Here is a 12,260-nt window from a genome sequence, read left to right as displayed (position 1 = left end):
GAAACCGACGTGGACAAATTTGTTGCAACAGTTAAAGCAATTTCGCCAACATTCGGAGGACTCAATTTTGAGGATATAGCGCTCCGGAGTTTTGAGATCGAAAAACGTCTTAAGAATGAATTGAAAATTCTATCATGCACGATGATCAGCATGGAACAGCCATCATTCTGCTGCTGCATTACCAAAATGCACTTGAACTGGCAAGAAAAATTGATGAAGTTCTTATTGTTGTCAGCGGTGCCGGAGCGTCTGCTATCTTATGCAAAAATTATACATATCGCTTGGTGCTAAACAGGAAAATATTGTCATGCTTGACAGTACTGGTGTGATCCGTGCAGACAGAGCTGATCTTGATGAGAATAAAAAATATTTGCCACTAAACGCGATCTGCATACACTTGATGAAGCAATGAAAGGTGCAGATGTTTTTTTCTTGGTCTTTCAAAAGGAAATATTGTATCAAAAGAAATGGTACAGTCGATGGCAAAAAAAGCGATCGTATTTGCATTAGCAAATCCTGATCCGGAGATCACTTATAATGAAGCCCGGGATTCGCGTGAAGATATTATCATAGCCACAGGACGTTCTTGATTTTCCTAATCAGGTAAACAATGTTTTAGGATTTCCTTTTATTTCCGTGGAGCACTTGATGTGCGTGCAACAGATCAATGAAGCGATGAAGCTTGCCGCAGTTCGTGCAATTGCAGAACTCGCAAAAGAACCTGTTCCTGAAATTGTGAATCTTGCATATATTGCAAAGAACATCACCTTCGGAACTGATTACATTATTCCAAAACCACTGGATCCACGATTGATCACAACTGTTGCACCTGCCGTTGCAAAAGCTGCAATGGGATCAGGAGTAGCTCAGGCACCGATCACTAACTGGAATAATTACAGCGATGAATTGCGCAAACGATTAGGGTTAGATAACAAACTTATTCGTGTAGTTAAGCAAAAGCAAGCAACATCCTCAACGAATTGTATTTACGGAGCTGATACCTATAAAATTCTGAAAGCTGCACAGATCGTGCGCGATGAAGGAATTGCAAAACCTATTTTGCTTGGTAACAAAGAGAAGATCCGCAGGTTGATCGAAGAAAATAATCTTGATCTGGGTGATACACCGATCATCGATCCGCGTGTAGAAGATGAAAAGAGAAATCATTTCGGAGAACTTTTATTCCTGAAACGCAAGCGCCGCGGACTGACTTTGTACGAAGCCAAGAAGATCATGAACGAACGTAATTATTACGGCGCCATGATGGTTGATGTTGGAGAAGCAGATGCAATGATTTCCGGCCTGACAAGAAAATATGGCGATACAATTCGTCCGGCATTGCAGATCATAGGCACACAAGAGTCAGTGAAAAAAGTTGCAGGTATGTATATTATGGTCACAAAAAAGGGACCGATCTTTTTTGCCGATACCACTGTGAATGTAAATCCAACAGCAGAAGATCTTGCAGAAATTACTGTACTTACCGCTTGGGCGGTACAGCAATTCAATATCAAACTCGCATAGCATTACTTTCTTTCGAACTTCGGTTCATCAAGTGAAGCTTCTGCACAAAAAGTGAGAGATGCCGTTGCCATCCTTCATCAGAAATATCCGGTCATGATGGTCGATGGAGAATTGCAGGCAAATTTTGCATTGAACCCTTCCCTCCTTTCCGACAATTTTCCATTCTGCGAATTCGCAAATGAAGGTGCAAATGTTCTGATCTTCCCGAATCTGGAATCAGGAAACATAGCATACAAACTTTCACAGGAAATGGGTGCTGCCGAAGCAATCGGACCAATACTTTTAGGAATGAAAAAACCTGTTCACGTACTTCAGTTAGGAAGTTCTGTTCGTGAGATCGTGAACATGGTGACGATTGCTGTTGTTGACGCGCAGTCGAGGAAGAATTCGTGATGAGTTAGCAGAAAATATATCAGAGGCTGTCTCAAAAGGGGCAGCCTTTTTGTGATGTATAATCTGCAGACTCCATTTTGTGTTGTATAATCTGCAGACTCTATTTTGTGTTTTATAATCTGCAGACTCTTTTGTGTTGGTGTAGTCTGCAGACTACACCCAACACAAAAAAATTAGACTGCAAACTACACTAAAGCAATGGAATGCAAACTTCCCCAACACATTGTGATTTGCGAATTTCAAATTGTCGAAAATCTTCCAGGCTGCCGACCCTGAAAGGGTCGCATATTTGTAGAAATGACATAGACCGAATACCCACGACCCCGGAGGGGTCACATAAAATGACGAAATAATTCGCCAGGAAAATAAACGAAAAGAAATCCGAAAAGCATTATGTCGTTAAAAACGAATTGCTGGTTTGTGTTAGAGTGAAGTCTGCAGATTACAAATTGTGTTGGGGTGCAGTCTGCAGACTACACCCCAACACAAAAAAATTATGCTGCGAACTATACTAAAGCTATAGTGTTTAAACTTTACCCCGCACATTGTGATTTGCGAATTTCAAATTGTCGAAAATCTTCCAGGCTGCCGACCCTGAAGGGGCATAGCCGTCAGGTTAAGGAAATTGACATTAAACAGTTGAAAATTAGGATAAAAAACAAAAGCAGTACAAAGGAACAGGCCGTATAAATAGTTACCAAACAAACTTATATGACTCACACCGATGTACTGCAAGACAAAAGTAAATTGATCGATCGGATCAACAAATTATTTGATAAAAAAATCATTGATAAGCTATCCATAAAACACGGTTTTATTCAGCGCAATAGAATCTTAAAAGCCATGGATTTTTTTTTCTCTGCTTATTTGCCCATCAAAGGGAAGATTTCATTAGTCTGGAAGGGCTATGCCGATATTTACTTCAGAGAGGAAAAAAAATAACGAAACAAAGTCTTCAGGAACGTTTCACTGATTCTGCCTCAGCGTTTATGAAAGAAATGGTATCCCACGCTTTGAAGCAAAAGTTAGCCATTAATTTTATCTGGACTCATAAAAAATTCAAACGCATTTTAATTGGGGACTCTACCCAATTTGAACTACCTCCTTTATTTAAAAAAATTTACAAAGGAAGTGGAGGCGCAGCCAGCCCATCATCCATTAAGGTTCAGTATTGTTTTGATTTAATTTCTGCATCAATTGTTTCATTAGTTAATCGTTCCGGAGTTGCAACCGATTATTCGAGTGAAATTTGCTTTTTAGAGAAAAATGATCTTATCATTGAAGATCTGGGCTATTTTAATATTGACAGGTTCAAACAAATTGCAAAACGCAGAGCCTATTTCTTAAGTAGATTTCGATTTGGGAGAGTGGTATTCAAAAAACATAAAGATGAATATGTCGCAATTGATTTGCTCAAGGAAGAAAAGAAAATGAAGTCAGGTGAGATCCGTCAATTTCAAGTATGGATTGACCGAAAGGAAAAATTGCCAGTTCGGTTGATACTGGAAAAAGTGCCGGATCAAATCTCAGATCAAAAAAGGAGAAAATTAAAAACAGACAAACAGAATAAACGTAAAAACATTAGCAGAGATCGACTTCGATTCTGTAATCTCAATGCTTATATTACTAATACTTCTCAAGAAGAATTACCAATGGAAAACGCCAGAAATTATTATAGCCTAAGATGGCAAATTGAAATAATATTCAAGGCGTGGAAGTCAGTATACAAAATAGATCAGGTTAAATCTATGAAACGTCAACGCTTTGAATGCATGCATTATGGATTATTATTGTTGGTCATTCTTGTAACCAATATAATGATCTGCTTTAAAAAAATAGTCTGGGAGATAAATAAAAAGGAACTCAGTGAAATGAAGCTCTATAAATGTGTAAAGGAAGTTTTGCCAGAATTAAGTTTAGCTGTTTTAAAGAAAAAGAATCTATCGGAGTTCCTAAATAATATTCTCGTACTGGTCGAACATACCTGCCTGAAAGAACAGAAATCCAATAAACGCTCTCCATTTTCGATTCTAAACATGGCGGCTTAACCTGACGGCTATGCCCTGAAGGGGTCGCATATTTGTAGAAATGACATAGACCAAACACCCACGACCCCGGAGGGGTCGCACATAAATGACGAAATAATTTGCCAAAGGAAAATAAACGAAAAAGAAATCCGAAAAGCATTATGTCTTTAAAAACGAATTGCTGGTTTGTGTTGGGGTGTAGTCTGCAGACTACACCCCAACACAAACCAGCAGACTTCACCCAACACAAACACAAACCAGCAGACTTCACCCAACACAAACACAAACCTGCAAACTACACCCCAACACAAAAAGTCCAGTCGCAGAATTTCTTGCCCCAAATTTTCTTACTTTCGGAAAAAATTCCCCTGAATGATCACCTCCTTAGAAGGAAAAATGATTGAAAAGAACCCGGCATTCATTGTGGTACAATGCGCCGGCGTCGGATATTTCGTTAACATTTCGCTCAATACATATTCGAAACTCAGTGACAATGAGAATGTTCGATTGTTAACGCACCTTCAAATAACTGAGGATGCACATACGTTATACGGCTTCTTTGACGAAGAAGAAAGACGACTTTTCCGCTTGTTGATTACGGTCTCCGGAATTGGTTGCAATACAGCGCGGATGATGTTATCGAGCATGAATGTTCAGGAAATCGAGCAATGTATTTTGAGTGATAATTCCTCAAAGCTGAAAAGCATAAAAGGGATCGGCGAAAAGACTGCATTGCGGGTAATTCTGGAATTAAAAAGTAAGCTGATGAAAGAAGGTATTATTCCTTCCACACTAAGCAATTTAAAGGTGAAAAACGAAGCAATGGCCGCTTTGGTAACACTTGGTTTCGTCAAAAATAATGTCGAAAAACGCTTGATTCTTTGCTCAAAACTACTCCTTCTTCGAATGTTGAAGATTTGATCAGAAATGCACTAAAAGCGCTTTAATTTTTATCGTTTAATGGGTAAAAAAAACTATTTTTAGCCCTCTGTTTAAAATTGATTGAAGTATCGAGCCCAACCTCTACGCTGAAACACAACATTCATTAAATTAATACGCCTTGAAAAGTTTGAAGAAGGTCATTTTCGGGATTGGTAGCGCTTTGTCTGTACTAACCATGATCTGGGGTACAAGTAAACCTGCCACTTACGATTACGAACTTGCATCCACTATAGCTCCCGCTGATTCTGACACGCTAGTCTATCCTTTCCGCGACCGGATTGCTGATTCTTACTCCGACGATGGGAGTTCGAATCCAATGTACATGAAAGACCCTTCGAATATCAAAACTGATGTTCAATATGATGTGGAAAATAATCGCTACAACATCAATGAAAACATGGGCGAACTTTTTTATCGTAACCCATCCTATTTAACTTTTGACGAATTTGTAGAAAAAGAATTTAAGAAGACCACAAAAGACTACTGGAAACAACGTGCAGGCGAAGAAGATGAATTGAATAAAAAAGCATTCGCGCCGAAGATCACAATTAACAGTGTTGTATTTGACAGGATATTTGGTGGAAACACAATTGATATTCGTCCGCAAGGAAATGCTGAATTAAGTTTTGGTGTGAATATCAACAAAAGCGAGAACCCTGCAATTCCACTTGATCAAAGAACTGTAACTACTTTCGACTTCAAAGAAAAAATTCAGATGAATGTTATTGCCAACATCGGTGATAAGATGAAACTGACGACGAATTACAATACTGAAGCAACATTCGACTTCGAAAATAAAATGAAGATCGAATACACCGGTTATGAAGATGACATCATCAAAAAGATAGAAGCCGGAAATATCACTTTGACTTTACCAACGCAGTTAATTCAAGGATCGCAGGGATTATTCGGTTTGAAAACACAATTACAGTTTGGTAAGCTAATGGTGACCGGAGTTTTCTCGCAAAATAAAACTCAGGCGAAGACAGTAAAAGTAGAAGGTGGTGCACAAACTTCTACTTTTGAGATCAAAGCAGATCAGTACGAAGATATGCGTCACTTCTTTTTAGCACAATATTTCAAGGACACATATGACGCTAACCTTCGGGATCTGAATCGTGTTTCATCTTCAGTGAACATTACAAGAATTGAAGTCTGGATCACAAATCGTCAGACCATTTCTACTAATAATCAAAACAGAAACATTTTTGCATTTGCAGATCTAGGCGAAACAAATCCTGATCCATCACAGTCATTTGTAACAGGCACAACTGGTGCGAGTCCGATACCATCAGATAACTCCAACGATCTCTATTCTGTACTTCCTAACATTCCACAACTTCGTGACATCTCCAACGTCAGTTTACTGAATGCTTTGTCTGCACAAAATTTCCTTGTGAAGAAAAACTATGAGACAGTTGGTAATGCCCGATTACTTGCTGCTTCTGAATACACATTAAATGCAAACCTTGGTTACATCTCCCTGAATTCAAAATTAAAACCGAATGATGTACTGGCTGTTGCTTTTGAATATACGATCAATGGAGTTCCATATCATGTTGGAGAATTAACAAGTCAGACAAATGGAACTGTTTCCGGAACAGAAGCACTTTTTGTAAAATTGATCCACAGTACGAATTTCAGCCCTAAGGTTTATACATGGGATCTGATGATGAAAAACATTTATTCACTAGGAGGTTATAATATTGCACCAGAAAACTTCCGTCTTGATGTTCTTTATCAAGATGACAGAATCGGTGGAAATATTAATTACATCGGAGCAGGTTGCGATGATGTTCGGGGCGTTCCATTGATTAAGCTATTTAATCTCGACGATATCAATACAAATGGTGATCCTCAACCTGATGGTGTATTTGACTGGGTTGACGGAATAACTATTAATAAACAATCCGGACGAATAATATTTCCTGTTCGAGAACCATTCGGTTCGTATTTAAGATCAAAGTTTTGTGCATCTGATGGAACACTGCCAAACAGGTATGCCTACGATGCCTTATACGATTCAACAAAAACCGCAGCACAACAACAACCCGAGAAAAATAAATTTACAATGAAAGGTACCTATCAGTCTTCTACAGGATCTGATATTCCTTTGAATGCCGTGAATATTCCACAAGGATCAGTAAAAGTAATGGCAGGTGCTGTACAACTTGTTGAAAATACTGACTACACAGTAGATTATACTTTAGGCCGTGTAAAGATCCTGAATGAAAGTTATCTCAGATCAAACACACCTTTGGAGATCAAACTTGAAAGTAATTCCCTTTTCAATTTACAGACAAAAACAATTTTAGGGACACGACTCGAATATACATTCAACAAAGATTTTCAAATTGGTGGAACATTCATGCACATGTATGAGCGTCCACTTACACAAAAAGTAAATGTTGGTGATGAGCCTGCTTCCAATGTTGTCTGGGGATTAGATGGAAATTACAGAAGAGAATCCCGCTTCCTTACAAAACTACTTGACAAACTTCCATTCTATAGTACAAAAGAAGTCAGCACACTTACATTCAGTGGAGAAATTGCACAGTTGATTCCGGGCCACTCAGGAGCGATTGGGAAAGCCGGTACCTCTTATGTAGATGATTTTGAAGGAGCCATTACTCCGCTGGACATGAAGTCACCGAGCTTCTGGTATCTTGCCAGTGTTCCGGAAGGACAAACAGAACCTGCAATGTTTCCCGAGGGTTCTTTGTCGTCACCGGCTGATACTGTTGTATCAGGTTTAAACCGTGCAAAAATTGCCTGGTATTACATTGATCCGTTATTTCAGAGAACACAAAATTCAACACCCTCTGATATTAATGCTGATGACCAAAGTAATAACTATGTCCGCGAAGTCCCGCAAGCAGAAATTTTTCCAAACAAATCCAATCCAAACGGTCCGCAGACAATTACTTGTTTAAACGTTGCATACTATCCATCAGAACGCGGACCATACAACTATGATGTTTTTCCAACTCCTGTTTCAAGAGGTTTAAATATAAACGGAGCGCTTGAAGAACCTGATACTCGTTGGGGTGGAATTATGCGGAAGATTGAAACAGTAGATTTTGAATCCAATAACATTGAATTTATTCAGTTCTGGATGATGGATCCTTTTGCAGACAGTTCATTGAATAATGGTACCGGTGGCGATCTTTATTTTAATATTGGTTCTCTTTCAGAAGATATCCTGAAAGACAATCATAAGAGCTTCGAGAATGGTTTACCTGCAACAGGAACAAATAATTACACAACAGAAAATTCTCCCTGGGGAGTTTATCCGACAATTCAATCCATTGTAAATGCATTTGACAATAATGTCACTAGCCGTGAACAGCAAGACGTTGGTCTCGACGGATTGAGTGATGCAAATGAAGCAAATTATTTCAGCACATATCTGGATGAAGTGCAAAGACGTTGGACAACTACATCAGGTGCATATTTACAGGCTACAGATGACCCTTCGGCAGATAATTACAAATATTTCCTTGCAGATGATTACACACCTGCTAATGCTTCACCACTGGAACGATATAAAAGATGGAACGGCATGGAAGGAAACTCGATTCCAAATGGTAATGAAGTTTCTCAAGCCACTAACTATCCGGATATAGAAGACATCAACCGTGACAACAACATGAATACCGGAGAGAATTATTTTCAGTATAAAGTAGTTTTAAAACCCGGTAATATGATCGTTGGTCAGAATTATATTACCGATGCCATAACTACGAACAATGTTTCATTGGCAAATAATACAACCGGCTCGATTACATGGTATCAGTTCAAAATTCCAATTAAGACACCGGATAAAACTATCGGAACACCTGAACTTACGAATGTAGAGTTCATCAGAATGTTCATGAAAGATTTCGAAACGCCTGTCATCTGTCGTTTTGCAAAACTTGAATTTCTCAGAGGTGAATGGAGAAGATACAATTTTTCATTGCTGAATCCGGGTGAATATAGTCCGACACCTGAAACTCCGGGATCGACTTCGTTTGACATTTCATCTGTAAGCATTGAAGAAAATGGTGCACGTAAACCAATCAACTATGTTCTACCTCCGGGAATTGAACAAGAACGTGATCTGAGCGCACCTGCATTGGCAACACTGAATGAGCAGTCGTTATCACTTCGTGTATGCGAACTGGAAGATGGTGATGCAAGAGGAGCTTACAGAAATACTCAGTTTGATTTCAGAGCATATAAGAAACTGAAAATGTTTATTCATGCTGAGTCAAATGTAAATACAACTGCATTGAACAATGGCGATATGCATGTCTTTGTGCGTATTGGTAGCGACTTCAATGAAAACTATTACGAATATGATTTACCACTGATCATTTCACCATCAGGAACGCTTAGTCCAAGTGAGATCTGGCCGGAAGGAAATAATCTGGAGATCGATCTGGAAAAACTGATCACAGCAAAACTTCGACGTAACAATGAAATGACAACGAATAGTACTGTCACATTGCTTACGCCTTTCACAATTGCAGACGGCGATAGAACAATTACCGTAAAAGGTACTCCTAACTTAGCCGCGGTTCGATCGATCATGATCGGAATCAGAAATCCAAAAGATCCGAATGGAACCGGACAAAAGATCTGCGGAGAAGTCTGGGTAAATGAATTACGTTTATCTGATTTCAATGAAGAAGGCGGCTGGGCAGCGACGGCAAAGATGAGTGCAAAGCTTGCTGATCTGGGAACTTTCAACATTGCAGGATTCCACAGCACTGCAGGCTGGGGCGCTTTAGAATCGAAAGTTAGCGAGAGAGATAAATTTGACAAATCATCTTACGAACTCAGCACAAGTATAGAATTAGGAAAATTCCTTCCGGAAAAATCAGGAATTAAAATTCCTGCCTTCTTCAGTTATTCGGAAGAGATCGTAAAACCTCAATACAATCCTTTGGATCCTGATGTATTGCTTACACAAGCTATTGACGCTGCTCCGAATCCGGAAGCAGTAGATAAGATCAATCAGACAGTAACAGAATACACACAGAAGAAAAGTTACAACTTTACTCAGGTAAGGAAAGTAAAGACCAAGCAAGGCGCGAAACCGCATATTTATGATGTGGAGAATCTGAACTTTAATTACGCTTACACTGAAGAGTTCCAGAGAAACTACAATACAGAATATTATTTATTAAAAACATATTCCGGTGCAATTGGATATAATTTCAGCAGTGGTTCAAAACCTTTTGCACCTTTTGAAAAATCGAAGTCAAAAACATTAAGCTCAAACTGGCTCCGTCTGATCAAGGATGTAAACATTAATCCGCTTCCAAGTGCATTGAATTTCCGTGCACAACTTGACAGAACATATTCTGAGTCTCAACTCAGAAACAACAGCGGACAGTTATTCATTTTAACTCCAACGTACATTAAAACATTTTTAATGACACGTACCTATGGACTAAACTGGGATCTTACCAAATCACTGAAACTTGATTTCAACGCAAATGCAAGAGCGATCATTGACGAACCAATTGGAAAAATTGATACAGAAGAAGAAAGAGATTCCATTCGTACAAGTCTAAAAAATCTGGGTCGCTTGAAAGATTATCACCATGGTTCAAATGCAACTTACAATGTTCCATTCAACAAATTACCGCTGACTGATTTTGTTTCCGGTAGTGTGCGTTATGGGGCAGAGTATAACTGGACAGGTAGGGATCGGGTAATTGATACTACGGGAAAATTTGTAGAAGATGATTGGGGAAATACAATTTCAAATTCTCAGACCTGGACATACAATGCCAGTCTGACATTCGCTACTCTTTACAACAAGATTCCGTATCTTAAAAAGATCAACTCGCCGACACCACCAAAACCGGTTGCACCTAAACCAAAGATCAAACTTCCAAGCGATTCTTTGAAGACTGTTAAAGACAGTACAGAGAAAAAGGAATCGATATTCGCACCAATTGTCAAAGGAGTTGTAAAGACTTTGATGATGATAAAGACAGCAACCGGAAGTTATTCTGAAACGAATGGTATTTTATTACCGGGTTTCAAACCAAGACCAGACTGGATAGGACAAGACTGGAACTACAGTCAGGGAGTAAATGCACCCGGAGTTGGATTCTTATTCGGTAGTCAGGAAGACCCCAGACCCGATGCGATCCGGTATAACTGGCTGACAAAAGATACTTCGCTGAATTCATTTTATACTACAACAAAGGTTCAGGCTTTAAATCTCCGGGCCACTGTTGAACCTGTCAAGAGTTTCAAAATTGAATTAACAGCCACAAGAAACTTTACGTTGAATCATAATGAATATTACAAATACAGTCCGACAGAAGGAATATATCAGTCATTGAGTCCCACTGAAACAGGAACATTCTCTACTTCCTATCTTACATGGAATACACATTTTGTAACAGATGCGGCTGATTATTCAAATAAAAATTTCACGCAATTTGTAAATAACATTCAATCCTTCTCCAATATTTTAGGATTGGATAATCCAAATCCTGCAGGGTCAGCTACACCTATTCCATATGCACAAGGTTATGGTCAGACGCAACAGGATGCTGTTACATATTCATTCCTTAGCGCTTATTCAGGCAGACAACCATCGCGTTCACTGACGAAGAATTTCAGGGATATCATACCTATGCCAAACTGGAGAGTGACGTATGATGGATTATCGAAACTGAAATTCGTGCAATCGTTCTTACAATCGTTGACGATTAGTCATGGATACCGCTCTGTATTCAGTGTCAATTCATTTTCACGGAATTTATTGTATCAGGAAATGAACAATTTCCCATCAGCACTTGATACAGCACAGAACTTCATTCCTAAATACGACATCCAGCAAATTACGATCAGCGAACAATTAGCTCCATTGATCGGCTTTGATATGACATGGAAAAATAGTTTACAGACACGATTTGAGATCAAGCGTGACCGGACAATTACCCTTGCATATTCCAATATTCAGGTGACAGAGGTAAGAGGAATTGAATACACGATTGGTCTTGGTTATAAATTCAAACGAGTAACACTTCCATTCAAAATTGGCGGCAAGAAAAAACTAAGCAACGACATGACTGTTAAAGTTGATCTGAACCTTCGCGAGAATACAACCATTTTACGTAAAGTGATTGAAGGAACAAATCAGCCAAGTGCAGGAACAAAAACGTTGAGTGTAAAAGTTTCAGCAGATTATCCTGTGAACGACCGCTTTAATGTAAGAGCTTTCTACGACTTCAGTTCAAACGAACCATTTACATCAACAAGTTATCCGACTTCGTATACGAATGCGGGGATAGCGATCAGGTTTACGTTGGCGCAGTAAAATGGTGAGTGATGAGTAGCACTGAATACTAAATTGAAATCGTT

The 12,260-nt window shown here is 39.0% G+C and carries 2 protein-coding genes and 3 pseudogenes; all 5 read left to right on the top strand.

The annotated features are described in order from the left end of the window. A pseudogene (locus tag IPL24_10185) lies at positions 1 to 1,917 on the top strand (NADP-dependent malic enzyme). A gap of 711 nt (positions 1,918 to 2,628) precedes the next feature. Beyond that, positions 2,629 to 2,859: a hypothetical protein gene (locus IPL24_10180; GenBank protein MBK8364027.1), complete on the top strand. Its 231-nt coding sequence runs from the start codon at positions 2,629 to 2,631 to the stop codon at positions 2,857 to 2,859. After that, positions 2,757 to 3,965 (top strand): annotated as a pseudogene (locus IPL24_10175) (IS4 family transposase). Before IPL24_10180 ends, IPL24_10175 begins: the two are co-directional and overlap by 103 nt. Positions 3,966 to 4,316: 351 nt before the next feature. Continuing rightward, positions 4,317 to 4,891, top strand: a pseudogene (gene ruvA / locus IPL24_10170) (Holliday junction branch migration protein RuvA). Positions 4,892 to 5,013: 122 nt separating this feature from the next. Then, positions 5,014 to 12,216, top strand: coding sequence for a cell surface protein SprA (gene sprA / locus IPL24_10165; GenBank protein MBK8364026.1), 7,203 nt, complete (start codon positions 5,014 to 5,016; stop codon positions 12,214 to 12,216). The last annotated feature ends 44 nt before the right edge of the window (positions 12,217 to 12,260 follow it).

The sequence above is a fragment of the Bacteroidota bacterium genome (assembly GCA_016711505.1).
Taxonomy (GTDB): domain Bacteria; phylum Bacteroidota; class Bacteroidia; order AKYH767-A; family 2013-40CM-41-45; genus JADKIH01.
Note: the sequence above shows the minus strand (reverse complement) of the source record. Positions and strands in the feature narration are given on the sequence as shown.